Origin of the sequence: Vibrio alginolyticus NBRC 15630 = ATCC 17749 (assembly GCF_000354175.2) — a bacterium.
In the GTDB taxonomy this organism is placed as follows: Bacteria; Pseudomonadota; Gammaproteobacteria; order Enterobacterales; family Vibrionaceae; genus Vibrio; species Vibrio alginolyticus.
Genome location: NC_022349.1, coordinates 1429854 through 1453311 on the forward strand (window position 1 = coordinate 1429854; position 23458 = coordinate 1453311).

Here is a 23458-nt window from a genome sequence, read left to right on the forward strand (position 1 = left end):
TGAGATCAGTTACCCACGGCTTGCACAATTCTGATCTGTTTTTCATCCGGGATTTCTTGGTAAGACAGTACCCGGAGATTAGGTATTGTGTTCTTCACAAATTTCGCCAACGTCGAGCGTAATACACCAGAAGTAAGCAGAACGGCAGGTTCGCCTTTCAGTTCTTGTTCCTGTGTCGCTTGGCTTAGTGAAGACTGCAATCGCTCAGCGAGTCCCGGTTCAATCCCCGCGGATTCGCCTCCTGATGCTTGCATAGTTTGATGCAATATTTGTTCCAGTTCGGGTATTAAAGTGATCACTGGTAACTCAGGCTCTATACCATTGATTTCTTGAACAATTAGACGTTTAAGACTAATTCGAACTGCTGCCGTCAATATGTCAGCTTCTTGACTCTTACTTGAGTACTCAGCCAAAGTTTGAACAATCGTGCGAATATCGCGGATTGGAATGGCCTCGTTTAACAAGTTTTGTAGGACTTTCACCACCACACCTAATGGTAATTGGTCAGGAACAAAGTTCTCGACCAACTTAGGCGCGCTGCGTCCCAACATTTCTAATAAATTCTCTACTTCTTCATGGCCAATTAGCTGTGATGCGTTGTTGGTCAATAGCTGGCTTAGGTGCGTCGCTAATACCGTTGATGAATCAACCACCGTATAACCTAAGGCTTGCGCGTGCTCACGCTGATCTTCTCGGATCCATACGGCTTCCAGTCCAAAAGCAGGGTCAATGGTTGGCTCACCATCAATCATGCCATACACCTGACCTGGGTTAATCGCTAACTCTTGATCCGGACGAATCTCTGCTTCGCCCACCGCAACCCCCATCAATGTAATTCGGTAACTGTTTGGGGTCAGCTCAAGATTGTCACGAATATGAACCGCTGGAATTAGGAACCCAAAATCTTGCGATAACTTTTTACGCACGCCTTTTACGCGCTCTAACAGTTCCCCACCTTGGTCTCTGTCCACCAAAGGGATTAAGCGATAACCGACTTCCAAGCCAATAATATCGACTGGCTGGACGTCATCCCAAGACAGTTCGCGCTGTGAGGAAGGTTCTGTACCTTCGTCTGCTGTTGCTGGTAAAGCGGGCTCTTTCGCTTTCTGCTTCTGCCGTTTGTCGATGAAATATGCCGCTGCACCGGCCGCGACTGCCAGGCTCAAAAACGCAAAGTGTGGCATGCCCGGTACGATGCCCATCACACCAAGAATAGCCGCAGTAATCATCAGCGCTTTTGGGTTGTCGAACATCTGGAAAACCAGTTGTTCACCCATGTCTTCATCGGTGTTTTGGCGTGTCACCATCATTGCCGCTGCAATTGACAGCAATAGCGATGGGATTTGTGCGACCAAACCATCACCGATTGTCAGTAAGGTATAGATTTCAATCGCTTCACCGAAACCCAATCCATATTGCGCCATACCGATCGACAGACCGCCGACGATGTTGATAAACAGAATCAAAATACCGGCAATCGCGTCACCTTTTACGAACTTCGAGGCACCATCCATCGAGCCATAGAAATCCGCTTCTTTGGTCACTTCAAAACGACGAACTCTTGCCTGCTCTTGGTCTATCAATCCGGCATTCAAGTCCGCATCAATCGCCATTTGCTTACCCGGCAACGCATCAAGCGTAAAGCGAGCACTTACCTCAGAGATACGACCCGCACCTTTGGTCACCACCATAAAGTTGATGATCATTAAGATGAGGAAAACCACTAGGCCGACCGCGTAGTTACCACCAATAACGACGTTACCGAACGCCTCAATTACGTTACCTGCCGCATTACCGCCTTCATGACCATGCAGTAAGACGACACGAGTCGAGGCAACGTTCAAAGCCAAGCGGAGCAACGTGGCGATCAGCAATACCGTTGGAAAAGCAGCGAAGTCCAAAGGGCGACGTGTGTAAACGGTCACTAACAACACCACCATCGACAGCGCGATGTTAAAGGTGAAGAACATATCCAGCAAAAATGCTGGAATCGGCAGTACCACCATCGCTAGGGTGGCCAAAACCATCACCGGAGCACCAATAGCTGGCATTTCACGTTGAGGGATTCGTGGCAATTTATCTGCAAACGGCAGGCTTAACTTCATACTGCGAGAGATCTCAATCGATTGAAGCGTCACGTAAGCTCTTACTATTAATACGCGACCGCTTTAGCCTAAAAGTTTAGGTAGGGTTGATAATTAAAGCGTTTTAAGCAATCTATGTACCATAATTAGCGCCAAAATAATGACTAAACACTCAAATAGAGCTTAGCTTTTGATCAAACGAGCTTTTTTAAGGCTTTACAGCTTTTCGTATCAATGACGGTGCTCGGGCGGGATTGGCAAATCATAATCTTGAATTTTCGGGCGCTGTCCACCTCGTTTTCGGTATTGCTTCAATTGGAATACAAATGCCAAAACCTGAGCGACGGCAGTAAATAACCCATCGGGGATCTCTTGCTCGAGCTCTGTCGTGTGGTACAACGCACGAGCCAAAGGTGGTGCGGGCACAATCGTAATGTCATGTTCGCGGGCGACTTCTCGAATCTTCATCGCCATGTGGTCAGTACCTTTAGCGATCACGACTGGCGCACGGTCTGTCTTCTGTTTATAACGAAGCGCTACCGAGAAGTGCTCTGGGTTAGTAACAATAACATCAGCTTGAGGAACGTCCGCCATCATTCGACGTTGAGCCGCTTCCCTTTGCAACATACGAATACGGCCTTTCACTTCCGGCTTACCTTCAGTCTCTTTGTATTCGTCTTTGACTTCTTGCTTGGTCATTTTTAACTGATCGGCGTGCTGCCAAATTTGAAATGGAATATCGATGGCAACCACAATCAATAGCGAGCAACTGATCAGCAAAATAAAGTTCAGCAAAATATCTAAAGCATGGAAGATGTTTTGCGGATACACATCCATGCTCAATTGAATCAGATCGGCCTGTGATGCTTGGATCAAATAGATGGCGACACCAGTGACCAGAACCACTTTAAGGATTGATTTGATCAACTCTACCCAGCTTTGCATGCCAACCATTCGCTTTAAGCCGCTAAGCGGATTCATTTTCGACAGCTTGGGCATGGCCGCTTGGGCAGAAAAACTGATTCCTCCCACACCTGCTGCTCCAATCATGGCGGCGGTAAACAATGTCGCTAACACCAAAAATAGTGGGAACAACAAATCACTCATCGCGCCCAAAGCGATATCAAACAGTTTTGCAGTATCGAAAATCTCTTCTCGTTGAAGATCAAATAAACGGCTCATGATGGAAAACAATGAACGTGCTAACGCCTCGCCAAACCACATCAATGAAATGGCGCCAACGATCAGCACAGATGCTGATGCAAGCTCTTTAGATCGAGCGACCTGCCCCTTTTCTCTGGCTTGTTGTAACCGTCGGGGCGTGGCTTCTTCGGTGCGTTCCTGACCGTCTGATTCTGCCAAATCTTAGCACTCCAAGCGAATGAGCCGACAAATCTGCGCCTCACCCACTGTCCAGAACATTTCATAATGACTGTATAGACCAGCCAGTATGTACCAACAAAGTAATAGACCCACCATCAAAGCAAAAGCAAAACCAAGCGAGAAGATATTCAGCTGTGGTGCGGCACGGGTCATTACACCAAACGACAAGTTAATGGTCAGTAGTGCAATAATGCCGGATAGAGACATACTCAATGCCGTTTGGAACATAATACCAAGCCAGCCTGCCATTTCACGGAAATCAACCGCGTTGAGCGAGCCGGAGCCAATCGGCAAAGTTTTAAAACTGAACACCACCAATTGCAGCATTTTTAAGTGTCCATCGGTGGCAAGGAAAAACATTGTCGTTAAGAACATGAATAACTGACCAAGCAATGGCGTGTTCTGACCATTTGCGGGATCGACCATAGAAGCAAAGCCCAAACTTGATTGCATACCCAATATTTGACCCAGCAGGACAAAGGTTTGAATCATAAATTGAGTAACCATACCCATCGCTATGCCGATGATCATTTGCTCGGCAATGGTCATGAAGCCACGAAACGAGAGTAGCTCAATGTCTTGAGGTACGGCGGGGATAGCTGGCATGACAGCGAAAGTGATGGCTAAACCGAGGTAAAGGCGGATTCTTGGCGAAACAAATCGGGCCCCGGTTACTGTCATCACCATCAACATGGATGAGATACGAACATAGGGCCAGAAGTAGTTTGCGATCCAATCTAAGACAACGCTAGTGGGGTACTCCATAGGCGCCTCTAATAAAGCACCTGAGGTAAGCGTTCAATCAAGCCATAGAAATATTCCATCAACATTTGCGTCATCCAATGCCCAAACAGCATCAGGGCCAAAAGCGTGACAATCAAACGCGGTAAGAAGCTCAACGTTTGTTCGTTGATGGATGTCGCAGCTTGAAAAATCGCGACTACAAGGCCGATAAGCAAGCTTGGGATGATAATAGCGCAGACCATGATAAGCACCATCCAAAGTGCTTCACGGAAAAGCTCGACAAACATTTCTGGTGTCATGTCTTATCCTCTATCTGCGCTTATCTAAAGGGCAAAGCTGCCCGCAAGTGTCGAGAGTATCAAGTTCCAACCATCGACCAATACGAACAACATCAACTTGAACGGCAACGAAACAATCATTGGTGACAACATCATCATACCCATTGCCATCAGTACCGAAGCGACTACAAGGTCAATAATCAAAAACGGCAAGAAGAGCATAAAGCCAATTTGGAATGCAGTTTTTAGCTCTGAGGTGATAAAAGCCGGAATCAACACCGCCATCGACACATCTTCTGGATTCTCGACTTGCTCTCCTGACATGGTTACGAACGTCTCCAAGTCTTTGATTCGGGTCTGCTTAAGCATAAATGCTTTCATTGGCGCTTGTGCAGCATCAAACGCTTCTCGCGCCGTGACTTGCTCGTTCAAATAAGGCTGAACAGCTTTGTCGTTGATTTCGTTCAGGACAGGGGACATAACAAAAAAGGTCAAAAACAGCGCAATACCAATAATAACCTGATTAGAAGGCGTTTGTTGCAAACCCATTGCCTGACGCAATATCGACATCACCACCACAATTCGAGTGAACGAGGTCATCAGAATCACCATGGCAGGCAAGAAGCCAAGCATGGTCATTAACGCTAAAATTTGTAGTGTAACCGAGTAGTCTTCACTGCCATCAGGGTTCGTGGTCATGGTGAATGCTGGAATACCACCGCCACTAGAAACGGACATAGCACGGCTAGCACCAGTATCACTTTGCATAGCCTGAACTGTAACACTACTTCCATCGGCTAAGTTATCTGGCAGCGCTGACTCCTCTGCTTCAGCAAAGGTAAATGAAGAAAACAGCACGCCGACAAAAAGTAACAACGTACTCAGGAGCAAACGAATTGGATTACCCTTTGTCATGTTTTTTGATCAGCTGGCTAAATTGAGTCGCAAAAGCATTGGTCGCCAACTCTTCCTCTTTCAGTGGCTTATCTAACTTGGCTAAAGTTTGGATCGATTGGCTAGTAATCCCAACCAAAAACTGTTCTTCACCCACTTGAACTACTGCGATTCTTTCTTTTGTACCCACTGGCAACTGACTCACTATACGCAAGCCCTTTTGTTGTCCCATCGCTGGCACTTGCATACGTTTCAGCAACCAAGCCAGCAAAAGAATCACGCCGATTACAAGCACAAGCGAGCCAAGTGTCGTCGCAAGATCTAGATTATTTGGTGCGGCAGCAAATGCATAAGGAGCACTTAGTATTAAGCTCAGTGCTCCAGTGATTTGCTTCAATCGCATTTTGATTGAACGACTCATCTTAACGCAGCTTCTTAATTCGTTCAGTTTGGCTGATCACATCCGTCAAACGGATACCAAACTTATCGTTGACGACCACGACTTCGCCGTGAGCAATCAAAGTACCGTTAACCAATACGTCGAGCGACTCACCGGCTAGACGATCCAATTCAACAACCGAACCTTGGTTAAGCTGCAACAGGTTCCGAATGCTAATTTGAGAACGACCGACTTCCATCGAAATCGTCACCGGGATATCCATAATAGTGTCGAGTTTACGACGCTCATCTTCGCTAATTGGGCTTGAAGTGTCTTTTAGCTCTTCCAGTGGCGCAGCCAATACTTCATCTACGTCTACAGAAGGGGCAGACGGGTCTTCGCCAAGAGCGGCTGCCCATTCGTCTGCTAGCTTTTGATCGTCACTTGGTTCCATTTTTCTATCCTGTGTTACGCCTTACTCATGCCATAGCATGTCTGTTTAATAAGGTATCTTAATGGTCTATATCGTCTTCACTCTCAAGCTCGGACATGATGTCTTTACCTAAGAAAGCTAAATCTGTTTTGACGACATGTGGGCGCTCAATTTCCTCAGAAATTTGCACCGCTAATTTATCTTCCGAACGACCCATTTTTACGCGATAGGTCGGTAGGTCTTCTACAAACATCGTCGCATGTTCTGGCATTTCAATCGGGATGATATCGCCCGGTTGCAGCTCCATGAGATCACGCAAAGAAATGTCTTTTTCGAGCAAGTTCACACGGAAGTTAACCGGACAATCCATGATCTCTTCACGTAGTGCTGAGCTCCAGCGAACGTCCGTTTCCATCTTGTCGGACTGAACACCTGCATCCAATAGTTCACGGATAGGCTCAACCATGGAGTAAGGCATAACGACATGAAAATCGCCGCCACCGCCGTCAACTTCTATATGGAATGAACTCACGACAATCACTTCTGTCGGGCTGACAATGTTTGCCATGCTTGGGTTTACTTCAGAGTCGAGATATTCGAACTCTACCCCCATCACTGGCGACCACGCTTCTTTATAATCTTCAAATACAATTTTCAGTAACAACTGAATGATGCGGCGTTCCGTTGGGGTAAATTCACGGCCTTCTATTTTGGCGTGGAATCGACCATCACCGCCAAAGAAGTTTTCTACCAGAATAAAGACTAAACGAGCCTCCATGGTGATCAACGCAGTGCCTTTTAACGGACGAAAACGCACCATGTTCAAACTGGTTGGCACGTACAATGTGTTCTGGTATTCACCAAACTTCATCATCTGCACGCCATTGATCGACACCTCTGCCGTTTTACGCAGCATATTAAACAGACTAATACGCATGTGCCGTGCGAAGCGCTCGTTGATAAGTTCGAGCGTCGGCATTCGACCACGTACGATTCTGTCTTGCGACGAGAAATCAAAATTGACGGCGCCCTCAGTGTCGTTTTCTATCGGTTCATCGACGTCATCAACATCGTCAACCCCATGCAATAGCGCATCAATTTCGTCTTGGCTTAATAGATCGGTCACGTTTTACCTATTGAATAACAAAATCTGTAAACAGTACTTTTTCAATCACTGGCTTACCGACCGCAGCATTCAGCGCTGCTTTGATATCTTCGGAAGCACGATCGCGCAATTCCACTCGTCCTGTAGGAGAGCGCAATTGATCAACCGTCGCGGAAGCAAACGTTGATAGCATAGAGCTTTCAATCAGTGGCGAATGATACCGCGCCAACTCTTCATTTTCTGCACCGCGAACCATTAACTGCGCTTTAATTTGAACCAACCTATCGCGGCTATCCCCAGTAACGTTAAATACAAATGCCTGAGGAAGATTCACATACGCGATGGGCGCAGCATCCGATGCCTTCACTTGAGCCTGTTGAGACGACTCAGCCTGAGCAGGTTCATCAGAGCCCATTAGAAAAAATGCCGCTGCCCCGCCACCAAGTAGTAATACTACAACAGCGATGATGATGATAAGTAACTTGCTTTTTCCTTTCGGCGCATCGGCCCCTTGTAACTGTTCTTCTGCCATTCTTGTCTCTTATTGTTCTTTTGAGTTACCAAGACGTTTTAGTGAGTTGCTTGGTAACCATATTCCATTGCCGTTAAACGGCCTTTTATGCGTAAAAACTAATTCCATCACGCTTTGAAGCGACATTCAAATCCAGATTGACATCAGATTCAAAACCCTCTTCGGACTGTCCAGAAAAACCGCCACTTTGCGCGCTTTGACCATGTTGTTCAGCAGTATACCTACCTTGCTGTTGCCCGCTGTTTTGTTGCTGGACGGAAGAATCAGCCAGCTGCATACCTTGTTGTGCTAGCATTTCTCTCAAACGAGGGAGCGTCTGTTCAATAATGTCACGAGCTTGCGGGTTGTTCACTGTAAAATGTACATTGGCAACGTCATTATTCATGGTCATACGAATTTGCATACGACCTAACTCTGGTGGATCAAGACGAATATCGAGATTTTTCAGATTCTTCGACATCATCATTTGCACTTTTTCCGCAACTTGCTCGTTGGCTAGCTCTTTAGTTAGTTGCAACGGAAGCTGAGCTTGTTGTGCAGCATCAATACGCGCTTGTTGCTGTACATTAATTCCTTGCTGACCTGCCATAGCCTGAAGCTGTCCAGCGAAACCGTGTTGGAGATCCGGCTTATCTTGTTTATCCGCAGTCGCCTTTAGCGCACCAGTCGCCAATGCTGCGTTCATCACTTTCTGGCTAATCTCTCCGTCTTTCACACCTTGAAGCGACGTCGGCACTTGCGCGGTTATCAACGTATCGGGCGTTGGAGATAATGCGACTTTTTCTCCACTATGAGCAGTTTGTGGCTGGGGTACTTGAGCCGCTGTATGCTGGATTTGCTGAGACACTGCCATAGGTCCAGCCTGGCGAGTTAAATTATGTTGTACTTGTTGCTCTGCGAGAATCTGTTTAATGTCATTAGGGAGCGCAACAAATTGGGCAAGGTCTTGATCAGGAATATCCGCCGTGATCCTTCCTTGTTTCAACCCTTCAATGATCTGAGCTTCTTGCTGAGTCAGTGGTTTTCCTTGCGCCAACTTAGTATCTATAACTTCAAGTTCATCCAAGGAGACTCGTGGAAGCGCGTCGATGTTGGAACCATCAACGTCTGTTAACAACGGCGACAGATCATTAGCTACTTCACCACTGACTGCGCTCTTAGCCGTCGGATGGCTGGCTTGTTTCGCTAGCTCTTGCCAAGCAGCAAACTCAGGCGAAAGTTTGTCGACATCGATAGGTTGACCATTCTTATCTAAAATTGGCTCTAAGTCTTGTCCTGGGATCATCTGTGCTTGTTCAAGAGAATGAACTGATGGCGTTTCATTCAAAGCCAGCTCATCAAGGTGTGTCGAAACGGTTGCTTGCTCGTGGAACGAATGCACTAAATTCGCGCTCTGAGGCAAAACTTTGCCACTATCGATGGATGCATTACTCGCATTCAGGGTTTGATTCGCTTGTTCAATTCGACCAAGAAGCTGTTGTCCTTCGCCCATCGTGCTTTTTACGTCCACTATATTTGATGGGTTGCTCGTATCGATTGATGTTGATTTCACTTTTTCAATAGCTTCAACATCATTCTCCAAAGGTGTGCTGTTACTCGCCTTTTGTAAACTTGCTTCTTCACTTAAGGTTGCATTCGGTTTGTTTGCTGATATTTCATCAAAACCATGGGGCTCGTCACTGACGGATTCTTGGCTTTCTTGCGCCAACAATTCGTCCGAGACGTTAGCAGAAGAAGTACTGCCTACATCCGCTCTTTCTTTTTCTTCAACCACTGTCGATTCTGTTGCTACTTTTTCGGGCTTTTGTTTACCAGCAAACGCATCGGTTAACGTTTCTAAAAATCCCTTGCTCTCAGTGCTCTCTGCGGACGCTTTAGCGGACACATCAGAAACTGGCGTCTTGGTAGTCGCAGATACATGGGACAAATTCACACTCATTTAGAAACTCTCGTTCTCGTGGCTCTGAGTATATCGCTGGCAGGCAGCAATACTGGCGGCAAACTAAGGTCAAAAAGACCCGACACTGACAGCTAAAATGCAAAAATCACACCACAATATTGAGCCAATTCTCGGCAAGCTAATAGATGGCATGTTTATGGAACAAACATCAACAATACTATCCGATAACCTGGTTCCTAACATGATGTACAGCTACTTGATTGACTTTGAAAAACGATAAGCGTAAACAGACACTTGGCTTAACAATTAAGGAATCACTTTGAAGATCACAGAATTACGCCAATATAGAATCAAAGCAGGCAAAACAGATCAGTGGCTAAGTTGGATGAAGGAAGAACTGTTGCCCTATCAACGCTCACAAGGCATGCGTGTGCTGAATACTTACGTCCACACTGGTGATGATGGACATGACTATTTTGTTTGGCTTAGAGAGTTCGACAATGAACAAGCACGCCAGGCTCTCTACGAAGAAACATACAACGAGTGGTGGGTTCGCGAGATTCGACCGAAGGTATTTGAGCTAATTGAACAAGACTCAATCAAAGTTACCTTACTTGAATCGGTAGAGATGTAGTCAACTGCAACACCGTAATGCAATATCGAACCGATAACCTTTAGAAACGATGTGGTTTTCGACTGTAAAGTAAGGTGGAAAACTCGTCCATTTGCTTTTGTTCGCGCTTAGCTTCAGCAAGTTGTTTCTCTTTTTCGCGTTTGTCTATCATCCACTCATAGGATTTGCGTTCTTTACGCACGGTTAACCAATATTCTTTACAGTTTTCAACCTGCTCTTTGAAATGACTTTCTGCTTGCTTTTGCTTAGATAAAGTCTCATCTAGCTGGGTAAGGAATCGATTTAGGTGTCCATATTGACTTGCCGTTAGGCCCGCCTGACCACGGTCGACGAGTTGCTGGCAATAATCAAGCCGATACTTTTCAATTTGTTCAACCTGACGGTAATAATCTTCGAGTTCAGAACGCGCTTTGTTCAGTGCAAGCACAGCTTGGTCTTCACGATCCTTCGTTTGCTCAAGTAGAAACTCCATCGCATTATTCATGCGCTATCACCCACCCAAAATGTTTCTAAGCATATTGACGCACATATCGTATGGCACCGATTCTTTCATGCTCTGCTGCAAGTATTCGTCTAACTTCGGTTTCAAAGTAAATGCGCCATCAATAGCAGGATCGGTACCCGGTTTGTACGCTCCAATCGAGACCAAATCTTGATTCTTGCGACAAATAGACAAGACCTGTCGCACCGCTTTTGACATCAGAACGTGCTCTTCGGTCGTGATTTGCGGCATAACACGGCTCACCGACTTCTCGACATCAATCGCCGGATAATGGCCTGCATCCGCCATTTCACGAGAAAGTACAATATGGCCATCAAGAATAGCTCGCGATGCATCCGCTATCGGATCTTGCAAATCATCCCCTTCGGTCAACACGGTAAAGAACGCCGTAATCGAGCCTTGCTCGGCACTTCCATTACCCGCTCGCTCAACCAGCGCTGGCAGCTTGGCAAATACAGAAGGCGGGTAACCTTTCGTCGCTGGCGGCTCACCAACAGAAAGTGCGATTTCACGCTGTGCTTGTGCAAAACGAGTCAACGAGTCCATCAATAGCAGAACATCTAACCCTTGGTCCCGGAAGTATTCAGCAATCGTTAATGCCGTTTGGCACCCCTTTAAGCGCATTAGAGGTGAAGCATCGGCAGGCGCCGCGACCACCACTGAGCGGCGACGACCATCCTCACCCAAGATCTCTTCGATGAACTCTTTAACTTCACGTCCACGCTCACCTATCAGGCCGACGACCACAACCTGTGCGGTGGTGCCTCGCGTCATCATGCCAAGCGTGACCGATTTACCCACACCAGAACCTGCAAACAGACCGATACGCTGACCTTTACCAACCGTCAACAAACCATTGATGGCTTTTAGGCCAACATCGAGCGGTTCAGAAATTGGTTTTCGAGCCAACGGGTTGATCGGCTCGGCATTAAAAGAGGCACGGTGATCGGTATACAAAGGGCCAAGTCCATCAAGTGGATTCCCAACCCCGTCTATCACGCGCCCAAGTAACTCCATGCCGACAGGCAAACCAGCGTCACTGGTTAAAGGGGTGACTCTCGCGCCAGGTAAAATGCCCGTAATTTGTTCGCTTGGCATTAAAAATAGGTTGTCACCTGAAAAGCCGACAACCTCGGCTTCCATCTGACCTGACATGGTTTCCACTAAGCATAAACTGCCAATTGGTGAGCGACAGCCGGTCGCTTCCAACGTTAACCCAACCACACGCACCAGTTTGCCAGAGGCGACAGGGCGCGTCGTAAGGCCTTCAACTTTGTAGCTTTTTAAGCGGTCAGCGAGTGCTTGCATGGATTACTCACCCTCTTGATGACGGTTTGCGCCACAAAAGCTGTGCAATACGCTTTTGACGCGTTCTTCCATGCGATAATTAATGCTTGATTCACCGGCTTCAATCTGGACGTCACCTCGATTGAGCGATGGTTCAGCAACTAACGTCCAGTTGCGACAATCAAGGTCTTCTTCACCATAAGCTGAACGAATAATCGCGACATCTTCTGGATTCAGGTGCAAGGTAATAGGGTGGCCTGATATTGGTAGCGCCTCGACCGACTGCTTCACTGTATCTAAAATAATTTGAGGGTTGGTTTGTACTTCAACGTGCACCACTTCTTTGACTAAGCAGAGCACCATATCCACCAGCTGCTTTTCAACCTGAGCATTCATCAACTCCAAAGGTTGAGCAAACTGATTGGCCAAGTTCATAAAAGTTTCAACTTGCTGCTGAATGTATTCTTGCCCTGCAGTTACCCCTTCAGCTTTTCCGAGCTCGAGACCTTCAGCATGGCCGGCTTGCAACCCTTCTTCTTTACCTTTGTCGTAACCTTGCTTAAAGCCAGCTTCCTGACCTTGATGTAAGCCTTCTTGATAAGCACCTTGCTTAATCAGTTCAATTTGCTCTTCGGTTAGCGCAAGTGGCTGCTCTTCTTCAGGCTCATCAAAATTCGGCACCCATCCCGGGTCATAGTTGAACGCGGTTTGTTTTGCTTGTTTGGCTTTAGGCTCGCCATAATCAGGCAGCCCCCAACGTTGAGGTTCGATCATCGAATCATCTTCATCAGGACGGATAAATCCACGTTTTCTATCGCCAGCCATGGGTTACCTATTGTGTGTTCGATTAAGAAGTGAGGGTGCTCCGCAATAGGATAATTGCGAAGCAATAGAAATTATAAGAATTCGTCAGCACCGCCAGACAACATGAGCTCACCAGCATCCGCCATTCGACGGGCAATTGCTAAGATTTCTTTCTGAGCGGCTTCTACATCTGCCACTCGTACTGGCGGCATCGCTTCTATATCATCACGCATCATATCAGCAGCACGTTTAGACATGTTCTTGAAGACTTTCTCACGTAACGAGTCATCTGCACCTTTGAGTGCTTTTTGCAACACGTCTTGTGGTACGTCACGCAGCAACTTCTGAATACCTTGGTCGTCCACTTCGACTAAGTTTTCGAAGACAAACATTAGGTCTTGGATTTGCGTCGCCATGTCTTCGTCCTGATCGCGAATTTGTTCCATTAACAAACCTTCGACGTTGTTGTCTAGGTAGTTCATGATCTCCGCTGCTGCTTTCAGGCCGCCAATTTTGGCTGCTTGTGCACCCGCTTGACCCGCGAACTGTTTCTCCATGATTTCGTTCAGCTCTGCCAATGCTGATGGCTGAACTTCTTCAAGGTTGGCAATACGCATCATCAGATCCAAACGCACGCGCTCAGGGAACTGAGACAAAATCTCTGCAGATTGGTCTGCTTCTAAATAAGACAGTACGATAGTTTGAATCTGTGGGTGTTCATTGACGATAATGCTCGCCACTTGGCGTGGGTCCATCCATTTCAAAGAATCCAAGCCTTTTGAGCCCGTACCAAGTAGGATCTGGTCAACTAAGTTGTTGGCTTTGTCTTCACCAAGAGCGGCAACCAGTGCATTACGCATAAAGTCTTCGCTGCCCATACCAATGTTGGTGTATTTCTGGATATCCTCCAAAAAAGCACGATGAACAGCAGATACCTTGTCTTGGCTGAGATCCTTCGCGCGAGCCATCGCACTACCAACACGCTGAACCTGTTTTGGTTCTAGGTGACGGATAATGCCAGCTGCATCTTGTTCATTAAGGCTCAGTAGCAAAATTGCCGCTTTTTCTTCGCCAGTAATGGTTGAAACATCCAGCTCTACTGGCATTCCCGCGGCGTTGTCATCTTGAGGTACGATATCGTTAGCCATTGTCATTCATCCAGTTTTTCACTACTTGAGCAGCCAGTTCAGGTTCATTAGCAACCAGAGCACGAACCGCTTTCAATACATCTTCATCTTTATGAAGGTTTGGCAAATCAATACTTGAGCCAAACTCGAACAGTTCGCTGCTTTCGATGTCACTACCAATCAAGCTAGTTTCACCATCCGCACCAATCGGCAAGCCGTCTGGTCCGTACATTTCGTCTTCATCATCGCTGGTAGGGTTAAGCAATTTCTTCATTGCTGGGCGAACCAGAACCAACACAACCACAATAATCACTAATGCACTTGCGAACCAACGAACCCAATCACTGAAGTTAGGGTGCTCCCAAATTGGTGGTTCTTCTAGCTGCTCAGCCTCTGGCTCAGCAAACTTTACACTCAATACATTCAGCAAATCGCCACGGCCTTGATCAAAGCCAACGGTACCAATTAATACTTGGCGAATGGCATTGATTTCAGATTCGGACATTGGGGTATAAGTCACTTCACCCGTATCAGGGTTAACTTGACGACGGTCTTTAATCGCAACAGAAACGGTCTGACGAGCCACCGTCCCGGTCTGCTTTCGCTCGTGGCTGATGGTAGTATCTAGCTCAAAGTTACGCGTGGACTCTTTACGAACTGAACCCTGCCCCATGACAGAACCATCTTTCATTTGAGCCACATCTTGCGGAATTGAGGCATCCGCTGGAGGCTGATTACTCAACGCACCCGGAATACCCGCTACCATGTTACCGTTATTGTAATCTTCGAGTGCGTACTCACTGCGGGTCGCAGGGGTGTTCGGATCAAAGCGTTTGCGAGTTTGTTCAACCGCACTGAAGTCCATTTGGATATCAACCTGCGCCGTATAGTTGCCATAACCTAAAATGGGTAATAGTACGGAATCAATTTTTTCGCGCAGCGCTTGTTCTTGGCTGCGTTCTAATTCTTGTTCTTTGCGTCGCGCCGCAGAAGCGGGATCTTGGGAGCCTGAGCTGAGTAAGCGGCCATGCTGATCTGTGACGGTAATTCGAGAAGTTTTCATTCCCGGCACAGCACTAGCCACCATGTCGACAATAGAATCCACTTCTTGTTGCTTAAGGTTCGTGCCTGTCGACAATGTCAAAAATACCGACGCAGACGCTTCCTGGTTATGACGCACAAACACGCTGTGCTTTGGCAGTGCCAATAACACTCGTGCTTTGCGAACTTGCTTCATCTCTTCAATTGCTTGAGCTAATTGGCGCTCTCTACTGAGTTTGAGACGCTCTTGCTCGAGACGTTGTGAAACACCAAAACCCATGTCTTGCAGCAAAATATCATCGCCCGCTTCTGTAGCTTGGTTAACGCCGGAACGAACCATGCCAAGTTTGATCGAGTTGTACTCACTCGATTCAACAGAAACAGTATTGCCATCAAGCTTATAATTGATTTTCTGCTGGTCCAGATAATCCAGAACGGGGATCAATTCTTCGGTCTCATACGCACCAAGTGGGCGCATCTCCGGTTCTTTGACCCAAAAGAACAGCATCACGATCAATGCAACACAGATGGATATCGACAGCACAAGCACAACCTGACGAAGTAAATCGAGGTCGCCCACTGCCATATCGAATTTTGACGCACTGCGCTCCTCTAGATCTGGATTTTGACTCTCCACATCCACATCGGAACTTGCTACCAGTGCACCATCTGAGCCGCCTTCAGTGACGGTTAAATCTGTAGACTTGTCTGCCACACTTATTACCTAAATTACACTGGCATGTTCATGAGGTCTTTATATGCCTCAACGAGTTTATTGCGAATTTGAACCGTCGCATCAAAAGCGACACTAGACTTGTTACGAGCGATCATAACGTCAGAAAGGGATACATCGGCATCACCACGATCAAAACGGGTTTGTAAATCACCAGATGCTTTTTGAAGTGTGTTCACGTTATTGATGGCTTTAGTTAGGAGATCGTTAAAATCCGCTCCAACTTTCGCCCCACTTGCAGTAGGAGCCGTATTGGTTGCTTCTACCATCATGGCGCGCATTTCTGCCTGAATACCATCAATTTTCATTAGCACCTCTAAGCCAAAAGATTGACTATTAACAAAACTGATTATTGACACAGCAATTAACGTGCCATAAGACATTAGCAATCAATTTACTTACACTTTTCGTCTTATGGCCGTTGTCTGTGTTAATTCGGGATATCTATACCAGCATCACGCATTTTGGCAAGCTTATAGCGCAAGGTTCGAGGGCTTATACCCAGTTTCTCCGCCATTTCTTTGCGTCGACCATTACACTCAACCAAAGTCTCCAAAATAATGGCGTATTCTTGATCGCGCAGCTCGCTGCCTAAGCCTTCTCCACCAGTTACTGGGCGGCTGACACTCTCAGCTTGAGCAACTGGCTTAACATTGGGCACGACCATATCTGCATTTTGCACCACGTGTTGCAAGCTATTGGCATCTTGCCAATCTACGCCCTCGAGCAAAATGTGCTCTGCATCGATGTCGCCATTTTCACTTAATATCAGCGCTCGTTGAACCACGTTATCCAATTCACGAACATTACCCGGCCAAGGGTATTGCAATAGTTTTTCTAACGCAACGGTCGAGAATTGAGGCACTGGCATGCCCATTTTGCTGCAATGACGCTCAGCAAGATGCTTGGCAAGCGGTGCAATATCGCCTTTACGTTCTTTAAGTGCAGGCCACGCAATTGGGAATACATTCAGGCGGTAATATAAGTCCTCTCTGAAGTTTCCTTCTGACACGTATTGCTTAAGATCACGGTTACTCGTCGCTAACACACGAACATCTAACTTGATGCTTTTGCGACTGCCTAGGCGCTCTACTTCTCGCTCTTGCAAAACACGCAATAACTTCGCTTGCAGGTTCAAGTCCATCTCACTGATTTCATCAAGTAAGATTGTGCCACCTTGTGCTTGTTCGAACTTTCCTGGGCATGCCTGAACAGCACCAGTAAATGCGCCCTTTTCATAGCCAAACAGTGTTGCTTCGAGCATATTGTCAGGAATCGCGGCACAGTTAATTGCGACAAAAGGACCATTTTTACGATTCGACGCGTTGTGAATATAGCGCGACATCACTTCTTTTCCTGAGCCACTCGGACCTAGCACCATAACATTCGCATCTGTACGCGCCACTTTATCGGCCAACGCGAGTAAGCGCAGACTTTTCTCATCAGCAACGATAGCATCACCGTTGTCATCACTTTTTATCGGTGCATAACGACTGACCATATTTAGCAACACTTCTGGTGCAAATGGTTTCGCCATGTAGTCAATCGCGCCATCTTTCATTGCCGACACGGCATCTTCAATATTGGCGTACGCCGTCATTAGCAATACTGGTAAGTTAGGCCAATTCTGCTTGATGCTTTTGAGCAGAGCTAAGCCACCCATACCCGCCATTTGCACATCAGAAACGACGATATCAACCGTATTCGATTTCAGCTTCAACAGTGCATCTTCAGCACAGTCCGCTTCCAACCATTCATACCCTGCCAGAGCCAGAGTATCGACTAGGGCTTCACGAAGACCTTCATCGTCTTCTACGATCAGCACTTTGCTTTGCGCCATTATGATTCTCCAGAAATTGTTATTACCAAAAGCCGCTTATTGCGCTTCTGTTTGCACTCGCTCTAGCGGAATGCACATGGTGAAGCAGGCTCCATCACCCTGCTCTGAAATAAGTTCCAATCGACCGTCATGGGCACGGCAAACCATTTGAACAACTGCCAACCCTAATCCAGTTCCTTGAGAACGTGTGGTAAAAAATGGCTCCATGATTTTGGCTTGCAGTTCTTCGGGCACTCCCGGTCCGCTGTCTTGCACAGAAATGCGTAACTCACCATTTACCGGGCGGAAAAAAATATCGACTTGCGATTCTTTACCAGACATTTGAATCGCATTCATGACCAGATTACTTAATGCGGATGCAATGGCGTTCGCATTGCCTAGTAGCTCAGTTTGTTCTTCTTCCACTTCTAGGCAGTAATCAATACTGTTGTTTTTTAGCGCGGTTTCGACCATCGGCTGGTATTCCGCTACCAACTGGGCAATCGTGAATGGCTTAATGACTTTATTATCACCACCTTTAGCAAAAAGCAGCATATCATTAACCTGCTTTTCCAAATCGTGCAGTCGATCCATTAATTTGGTTTGGAAGCGATCTTTTGTCGCTGGAGGAAGATTTGGCGCTCCCAAATTGGATGCATATAACATAGCGCTCGACAGCGGCGTTCTTACTTGGTGAGCAAGCGATGCAACCATACGTCCTAACGACGATAAGCGCTGTAAATCACTGACACGAGCTTGAAGTAAACGGGTTTCGGTTAAATCGGTAATCAGGATCAATTGACCTGTTGTGGACGCCGAGATGGCGAGTCGAACTTTACGGCCATTACGTAATGAAACTTCGTGGCCATCATCTTCACGTGGGTCAAACACCGCCTGGATAACGTTGAACCATTTTTCGTTAACCAGTGGAATCTCAAGAATTCGGTGCGCTTCTGGATTTGCTTCACGCACTACTCCGTACGTATCGAGCAAAATCACTCCAGCAGGCATCACATCGAGCACCTGTTTGTAGCGCTCAACCTGATTCTCTACGGAATCTAAATGGGATTGATTGGTGTTGTTATCCATTACTGCCTGTCGAAATATCGCCGCTAAAACTAAAATAGCTTGGTAAGCAATTAGCGTACCAAGCTATTTTCTATATTTATCAGGACGTTAAGCTATCGACAATAAGTTGACACTCAGAGATAACGGTTTTGGATGCAAGAAAACGATGTTAACCAGCCCAAGTGATTATTCAGATATCGTCTTAAAACTTCACTTTACCTAGCGCTGTAAGTTGTACTTACGCATTTTTTCCACCAGCGTAGTACGTCGCATACCCAGCATGTCGGCCGCTCTTGCTACAACGCCACCCTGCGCTTCTAATGCTTGGCTGATCATATTAACTTCTAAATCAGCCAGCAGCTCTTTCAAATTAACCCCTTCCGGTGGCAGCGCTTGCGGGGCGTTCATGCTGTGATCAAGGTCGTCTTGATCTTCAAAGCTAAAATCTTCAGAGAAGATGTCTTGGAACACATCACGCTCTTGTTCTTCAACCGAAATAAACGGATTACTTTCTGGTTGGAACTCCGGGATATCACTGTAGCGATATTTGGTTGGTAAGTGGTTTACATCGACCAAGCTATTTGGGTACAGAATGATCATTCGCTCAACAAGGTTCGCTAACTCACGCACGTTACCCGGCCAGTTGTGCTCCATCAATGAATTGATCGCACGAGGGGTAAAACAGATAGGTTGTCCGCCTTCCGCCTCTAAACGTGTCATCAGTTCTTGCAGCAGCAATGGTATATCTTGTTTGCGCTCTTTCAGCGCTGGCATCTCAATCGGAAACACGTTCAGACGATAGAACAAGTCTTCTCGGAACGTGCCTTCTTCAATCATATTTTCTAGATTACGGTGTGTCGCCGCCACAACTCGAACATTTACCTTGATGGTACTATTGCCACCTACACGTTCAAAGCAGCGTTCTTGCAATACACGAAGCAACTTTACTTGCATCGACATTGGCATATCGCCAATCTCATCAAGAAAGATAGTGCCACCGTCTGCGAGCTCAAATCGACCTTTACGGGCAGTTAACGCACCAGTAAACGCGCCTTTTTCGTGACCAAATAATTCGCTTTCTAGGAGCTCAGGCGGTATTGCACCACAGTTAATAGGTACAAATGCGCCATCGCGGTATGAAGAGTGATAGTGGATGTTACGCGCAACAACTTCTTTACCTGTACCGGACTCACCTAAGATCAACACGTTTGCTTCCGTGTTTGATACTTGCTCGATCAGGTGTCGAACTTCTTGAATACCTCTACTTTGACCAACTAAGCTGCGAAAAAGCGTGTTTTTGCGTGCACTAGCAACAACATTCACTCCTTTTCGCCCCAGAAAATCTTTGCAGTGGCGTAACGCTTCACTAAGCTGTGGGTAATTAAGCGGCAGCTCTAGTTCACCAACAAAATTTGGAAGATCATCAACAGGCAAAGGAAAACGGCCCATGACTAGAAGAGGGATGTGGTAAGCGCTGTTTAAATGAGAGATAACCGTACTCGCCGCTTGACCTGCTGGAATATTACCAACAATACAGCACGACCATACGCTAGACCAATCAACATCGCTGAGCTGATCAGAACTGACCGCTTCGCAATTTTCTCCAACAAATTCCAATATATTGCTTAAATTTAAACGACTTGATGCGTCATCATCAATTACAAGCAGCTTTGCCAAACCATGCATAAGTAAGAATGATTGCCTTTATTTTAGGTGCGTTGCGGCCAAACCTTGATTTGCGCAATTGGGTGCTAAAGAAGGCAGAACCACCACACTCAATTTACGATAGACAAAATAGGAAAATCAGCAACAAAAAAGCCATTAGGGCTACTAATGGCTTCTATTTTATTTGAATATAAAAATAAGGCAACCAAGCAATGGAGAGGTGTGAGCTTGATAGAAACTTTGCTACACAACTCGTTGCGCAATTGACAAATATATTCGTCTAGTATCTTAACGCATTGTTTTGACTATTAAATACCAACTTCAGCAGCGGTAAGATTATGAAACTCTGTTGGGATTTGGTCCCAAGCGGACTTGATCTCACGGATAATATCGATAACGTCGTCGATCAGCTGAGGCTCATTTTGATGGTTAGCAGCAGAAATTTGCGTGATCATAAACTCATACAGTGAATCTAAGTTTGAAGCAATATCACCACCGTCATCCATAGATAGACAGCTGCGTAGCGCGATAATGATGTCTAACGCTTTACCTAAGCGCTCACCTTTTGCTGGAATATTGCCTGCTTGCATGGCTGCTTTACCTTGAATAAGGCGCTCAATCGCACCAGCCATAAGCATTTGAATGACTTTGTGCGGAGAAGCCGCGCTAAGCTGGCTGTCGACTGATACCTTTTTGTATGCTTGCAAAGAACCGCGCATAGTAATCCTCTTTTAAATAAATTTTTTGTACTGCTGAAGTGAACGCTGGCCATAACGAAACTTATGGAGCTCTTTTCCGACCTTTGACGTTTCCGATTGCATCAGCTCGACAATTCTTTTGGTACGAGTTAGCAATGCTTGCCACTCTGCATCCTGCTTAACCAAAGGATTTTGATGAATAATTGGTAACAGGTTTTGCAATAACCGTTCCCTGATATCGACCAAGCGAAGAATTTCTTCAGCATTAAAATCAACTTTTTCTAATTCTTGCGTAATTAGTTGATCTATATCACTAATTTCCATGAGTTCTTTTTGCATTTATTAACCCAACGCACTCATCAAAGCGCCTAACTGGCCTTGCATTTTACCGGTCGCATCTTGCATCGCGGTAAACTTCGCATGAGTACGCTTCTCTAGGCTTTCCATGCGGCGATCTAATGCCGCTTGATCGTCACTCAAACGGTAGTTTTGTTCTGTGAGACTTTTTTCTCGAGTACGAATACTGCCTGTAATACCTGTGATACCGTGAATCGCATCTTCTACTCGTTTAGCAAAACCTGTGTTGCCACCGAAGAACTTTTCTAACTCGTTGAAGTTATTGTTCAACTGGCGGTCTAGCATGTCATAGTTGATTTCTAGGGTGCCTTGACGTGTGGTCGTAATGCCAAATTCTGTTAAGGACTTTAGGTTTTCAGGTGCTTTATCGATTCGAGTAGAAAAGACCGATTTTAATCGTGAATCTGCACTACGTACGGTGCTGTCACCTGACAACGGCCCTTTTTGACCCGTTACCGGATCCACACTCGCCAACGCTTGGGAGGTTTGATAAAACGAGTTATACGCTGCCACAAAGTTTTCGATATCGTTGCGTACACTTTGACGGTCGTACTCGACACCAATTTCAGCAGGCGGTTTATTCGGTTCTGATTTGCCTTTTAGTGTTAAATCAACACCTTCGATCGCACCTTCAATCACATTGTTGTGACTAGATAGCTTTGCCACTCCATCAAGCAGAACTTCTGAATCTTGCCCTGCTTGTACTTCTGTCATCCCAAGGTATTGTTCAAAAGCAGATTGCGCCTTTACGATTTTCGCTTCTGCTTCATCAATTTTTTCCAGACGCTCACGTTCTTGAGGATCAAGTTTAGCGCGATGAATTTGCTTAGCTTGCGCTTCGGAAAGTTCACCACGTGCCACTTTTTCGTCTAACGCTTGCTTTTCACTCGCAATTTTTTGCTCGATTTCCGCTTTTTCTTGCTCAAGAAGCTGCTTAGCCTCTTTCGTCGTAACGTAAGAATCGGTTAGGGTGCCCGATGCGGCATTATTCCAGCCTGGTACATCTGGTGCCTTCTCTATTGCCTTTTCGTCGAGTTCAAGCTCTGGTTCTTCATAAGAGTCCAACAAAGTACCTGACGCAGTTTCTGTCCACCCTGGAATTCTGTCTTCAGGGCGTAAGCTCGCGCGTCGGTTGGCTTCATCAATGGCTTCTTGACCAGCTTTGGCTGCTTCTGCACCCGCCGCAGAGATTGGCGCTTGCGATGCATCATCTTGTACATCGTCTGCCGCTTTTTGCTCTTCTGGAGGTAGAGGATTGCCGTTTGCATCCAGCTCTTCTGCTGGTTGTTCCGGAAATTTAAGAGGACCTAAGACATCTTCCGCCGCTGAACGAGCTTCTTCAAGCGCGTTGACGCGGTCTTCAAGTGTTTGGTATTCGAAATATTTAAGAGGGTTGCCTTTTTCTGCCTCCACACTGACTCTGATTTGATGATCCTTACCAGAGAGGTTAGAAGCAAGGATAAGGCGTGGACCTTCGACGTCGTTAATAAGAGATGCACGAACGCCAGGGTTATCTTTAGCGCCATTGATGCCACGTACGACATCGATGAGCTTAGATCGGGAACGAACATCGATATTAAAACGCTCATCACCAAGCGAAATCTGCAGCTTACCAGGGCCAAATTTTGCGTCTTCTGGCAATACGTCAGAAGCGACTTTATGGCTCTGAGCAAGCTGCAACACATCGATAGCATATTTGCCAGCGATAGCATCTGTGGTTGCCGTGGCAGATACGATATTGTCATTGGTCGTTTCGACAGTGCGAACGGCAAATGCTTTCTCCTGACGAAAGTTCGCCATGAGATTTTTCATCGTATCCAATGATTCTCTGAGTCGCCCGTAAGCACTAATACTGGCATTAATTGTCGTGCGTTCGTTGTCGATGCGTTGCTGCTTTGGTACGCGTTCGGCATCCACAATTTTGCTGACCATGGAATTAATATCCATGCCGCCAGACATCCCCAAAGGGCCTAAACTCATCAAATCACCTC

At 46.4% G+C, this 23458-nt stretch carries 23 protein-coding genes; 1 reads left to right on the plus strand and 22 read right to left on the minus strand.

Annotated features, from left to right (window positions below; translation table 11 throughout):
* Positions 1–5 precede the first annotated feature (5 nt).
* The 10 genes from flhA to N646_RS06465 form a co-directional block, all read right to left on the minus strand.
* Positions 6–2105, minus strand: a complete 2100-nt coding sequence (gene flhA, locus N646_RS06420; RefSeq protein ID WP_025998722.1) for a flagellar biosynthesis protein FlhA — start codon at positions 2103–2105, stop codon at positions 6–8.
* 210 nt (positions 2106–2315) lie between these two features.
* Complete coding sequence (flhB, locus tag N646_RS06425) at positions 2316–3446, minus strand: flagellar biosynthesis protein FlhB (protein WP_005380490.1); 1131 nt, start codon at positions 3444–3446, stop codon at positions 2316–2318.
* Between the two features lie 3 nt (positions 3447–3449).
* A complete protein-coding gene (gene fliR / locus N646_RS06430) occupies positions 3450–4232 on the minus strand; it encodes a flagellar biosynthetic protein FliR (protein ID WP_005384463.1) in 783 nt (260 codons plus the stop codon).
* Between the two features lie 8 nt (positions 4233–4240).
* Positions 4241–4510 carry a flagellar biosynthesis protein FliQ gene (fliQ, locus tag N646_RS06435; protein ID WP_005380488.1) on the minus strand — a complete coding sequence of 90 codons (270 nt, stop codon included), beginning with the start codon at positions 4508–4510 and terminating at the stop codon, positions 4241–4243.
* 24 nt (positions 4511–4534) lie between these two features.
* Positions 4535–5404, minus strand: coding sequence for a flagellar type III secretion system pore protein FliP (gene fliP / locus N646_RS06440; RefSeq protein WP_005380487.1), 870 nt, complete (start codon positions 5402–5404; stop codon positions 4535–4537).
* Positions 5391–5804, minus strand: a complete 414-nt coding sequence (gene fliO, locus N646_RS06445) for a flagellar biosynthetic protein FliO (RefSeq protein ID WP_017820812.1) — start codon at positions 5802–5804, stop codon at positions 5391–5393. The genes fliP and fliO overlap by 14 nt, the downstream gene beginning before the upstream one ends.
* A 1-nt stretch (position 5805) precedes the next feature.
* The gene (gene fliN, locus N646_RS06450) at positions 5806–6216 is read right to left on the minus strand and encodes a flagellar motor switch protein FliN (protein ID WP_005380479.1); all 411 of its coding nucleotides are present in this window, start codon (positions 6214–6216) and stop codon (positions 5806–5808) included.
* A 58-nt stretch (positions 6217–6274) separates the two neighbouring features.
* On the minus strand, positions 6275–7321 hold the full coding sequence (gene fliM, locus N646_RS06455; protein WP_005380478.1) for a flagellar motor switch protein FliM: 1047 nt from the start codon (positions 7319–7321) through the stop codon (positions 6275–6277).
* Positions 7322–7328: 7 nt separating this feature from the next.
* A complete protein-coding gene (gene fliL, locus N646_RS06460; RefSeq protein WP_005380477.1) occupies positions 7329–7832 on the minus strand; it encodes a flagellar basal body-associated protein FliL in 504 nt (167 codons plus the stop codon).
* An 85-nt stretch (positions 7833–7917) separates the two neighbouring features.
* Positions 7918–9771, minus strand: coding sequence for a flagellar hook-length control protein FliK (locus N646_RS06465; RefSeq protein ID WP_017820813.1), 1854 nt, complete (start codon positions 9769–9771; stop codon positions 7918–7920).
* A gap of 280 nt (positions 9772–10051) precedes the next feature.
* Here N646_RS06465 and N646_RS06470 point away from each other — a divergent pair, with 280 nt between their 5' ends.
* Positions 10052–10366, plus strand: a complete 315-nt coding sequence (locus tag N646_RS06470; protein ID WP_017820815.1) for an NIPSNAP family protein — start codon at positions 10052–10054, stop codon at positions 10364–10366.
* Positions 10367–10406: 40 nt separating this feature from the next.
* Here the strand turns inward: N646_RS06470 and fliJ are convergent, their stop codons facing one another.
* The 12 genes from fliJ to fliD all read right to left on the minus strand — a co-directional run bounded on the left by fliJ (position 10407) and on the right by fliD (position 23447).
* Positions 10407–10850, minus strand: a complete 444-nt coding sequence (fliJ, locus tag N646_RS06475) for a flagellar export protein FliJ (RefSeq protein WP_005380474.1) — start codon at positions 10848–10850, stop codon at positions 10407–10409.
* Positions 10851–10856: 6 nt separating this feature from the next.
* Complete coding sequence (gene fliI / locus N646_RS06480; protein ID WP_017820816.1) at positions 10857–12176, minus strand: flagellar protein export ATPase FliI; 1320 nt, start codon at positions 12174–12176, stop codon at positions 10857–10859.
* Positions 12177–12179: 3 nt separating this feature from the next.
* Positions 12180–12980, minus strand: a complete 801-nt coding sequence (gene fliH / locus N646_RS06485; RefSeq protein ID WP_005380472.1) for a flagellar assembly protein FliH — start codon at positions 12978–12980, stop codon at positions 12180–12182.
* Between the two features lie 71 nt (positions 12981–13051).
* On the minus strand, positions 13052–14107 hold the full coding sequence (fliG, locus tag N646_RS06490) for a flagellar motor switch protein FliG (RefSeq protein WP_005380470.1): 1056 nt from the start codon (positions 14105–14107) through the stop codon (positions 13052–13054).
* Positions 14100–15842, minus strand: coding sequence for a flagellar basal-body MS-ring/collar protein FliF (fliF, locus tag N646_RS06495; RefSeq protein ID WP_005380462.1), 1743 nt, complete (start codon positions 15840–15842; stop codon positions 14100–14102). The genes fliG and fliF overlap by 8 nt, the downstream gene beginning before the upstream one ends.
* 14 nt (positions 15843–15856) lie before the next feature.
* A complete protein-coding gene (fliE, locus tag N646_RS06500) occupies positions 15857–16168 on the minus strand; it encodes a flagellar hook-basal body complex protein FliE (protein WP_005384482.1) in 312 nt (103 codons plus the stop codon).
* A 122-nt stretch (positions 16169–16290) separates the two neighbouring features.
* Positions 16291–17700, minus strand: coding sequence for a sigma-54-dependent transcriptional regulator (locus tag N646_RS06505; RefSeq protein WP_005394318.1), 1410 nt, complete (start codon positions 17698–17700; stop codon positions 16291–16293).
* A 36-nt stretch (positions 17701–17736) separates the two neighbouring features.
* Positions 17737–18768, minus strand: coding sequence for a sensor histidine kinase (locus tag N646_RS06510; protein ID WP_005380459.1), 1032 nt, complete (start codon positions 18766–18768; stop codon positions 17737–17739).
* 198 nt (positions 18769–18966) lie between these two features.
* The gene (locus N646_RS06515) at positions 18967–20433 is read right to left on the minus strand and encodes a sigma-54 dependent transcriptional regulator (protein ID WP_005380458.1); all 1467 of its coding nucleotides are present in this window, start codon (positions 20431–20433) and stop codon (positions 18967–18969) included.
* A gap of 287 nt (positions 20434–20720) precedes the next feature.
* Positions 20721–21131, minus strand: coding sequence for a flagellar export chaperone FliS (gene fliS, locus N646_RS06520; RefSeq protein ID WP_005380457.1), 411 nt, complete (start codon positions 21129–21131; stop codon positions 20721–20723).
* A 12-nt stretch (positions 21132–21143) separates the two neighbouring features.
* Entirely contained in the window at positions 21144–21449 is a 306-nt protein-coding gene (locus N646_RS06525; RefSeq protein WP_017820817.1) for a flagellar protein FliT, read from the minus strand.
* A 3-nt stretch (positions 21450–21452) separates the two neighbouring features.
* Entirely contained in the window at positions 21453–23447 is a 1995-nt protein-coding gene (fliD, locus tag N646_RS06530; RefSeq protein ID WP_017820818.1) for a flagellar filament capping protein FliD, read from the minus strand.
* Positions 23448–23458 lie beyond the last annotated feature (11 nt).

Excerpts from the sequence above, each read along its gene's own strand:
- flhA (WP_025998722.1), bottom strand. The coding sequence starts at position 2,105 with ATGAAGTTAAGCCTGCCGTTTGCAGATAAATTGCCACGAATCCCTCAA.
- fliR (WP_005384463.1), bottom strand. The coding sequence starts at position 4,232 with ATGGAGTACCCCACTAGCGTTGTCTTAGATTGGATCGCAAACTACTTC.
- fliQ (WP_005380488.1), bottom strand. The coding sequence starts at position 4,510 with ATGACACCAGAAATGTTTGTCGAGCTTTTCCGTGAAGCACTTTGGATG.
- fliP (WP_005380487.1), bottom strand. The coding sequence starts at position 5,404 with ATGACAAAGGGTAATCCAATTCGTTTGCTCCTGAGTACGTTGTTACTT.
- fliO (WP_017820812.1), bottom strand. The coding sequence starts at position 5,804 with ATGAGTCGTTCAATCAAAATGCGATTGAAGCAAATCACTGGAGCACTG.
- fliN (WP_005380479.1), bottom strand. The coding sequence starts at position 6,216 with ATGGAACCAAGTGACGATCAAAAGCTAGCAGACGAATGGGCAGCCGCT.
- fliL (WP_005380477.1), bottom strand. The coding sequence starts at position 7,832 with ATGGCAGAAGAACAGTTACAAGGGGCCGATGCGCCGAAAGGAAAAAGC.
- N646_RS06465 (WP_017820813.1), bottom strand. The coding sequence starts at position 9,771 with ATGAGTGTGAATTTGTCCCATGTATCTGCGACTACCAAGACGCCAGTT.
- fliJ (WP_005380474.1), bottom strand. The coding sequence starts at position 10,850 with ATGAATAATGCGATGGAGTTTCTACTTGAGCAAACGAAGGATCGTGAA.
- fliI (WP_017820816.1), bottom strand. The coding sequence starts at position 12,176 with ATGCAAGCACTCGCTGACCGCTTAAAAAGCTACAAAGTTGAAGGCCTT.
- fliH (WP_005380472.1), bottom strand. The coding sequence starts at position 12,980 with ATGGCTGGCGATAGAAAACGTGGATTTATCCGTCCTGATGAAGATGAT.
- fliG (WP_005380470.1), bottom strand. The coding sequence starts at position 14,107 with ATGGCTAACGATATCGTACCTCAAGATGACAACGCCGCGGGAATGCCA.
- fliE (WP_005384482.1), bottom strand. The coding sequence starts at position 16,168 with ATGAAAATTGATGGTATTCAGGCAGAAATGCGCGCCATGATGGTAGAA.
- N646_RS06505 (WP_005394318.1), bottom strand. The coding sequence starts at position 17,700 with ATGGCGCAAAGCAAAGTGCTGATCGTAGAAGACGATGAAGGTCTTCGT.
- N646_RS06510 (WP_005380459.1), bottom strand. The coding sequence starts at position 18,768 with ATGGATAACAACACCAATCAATCCCATTTAGATTCCGTAGAGAATCAG.
- N646_RS06515 (WP_005380458.1), bottom strand. The coding sequence starts at position 20,433 with ATGCATGGTTTGGCAAAGCTGCTTGTAATTGATGATGACGCATCAAGT.
- fliS (WP_005380457.1), bottom strand. The coding sequence starts at position 21,131 with ATGCGCGGTTCTTTGCAAGCATACAAAAAGGTATCAGTCGACAGCCAG.
- N646_RS06525 (WP_017820817.1), bottom strand. The coding sequence starts at position 21,449 with ATGCAAAAAGAACTCATGGAAATTAGTGATATAGATCAACTAATTACG.
- fliD (WP_017820818.1), bottom strand. The coding sequence starts at position 23,447 with ATGAGTTTAGGCCCTTTGGGGATGTCTGGCGGCATGGATATTAATTCC.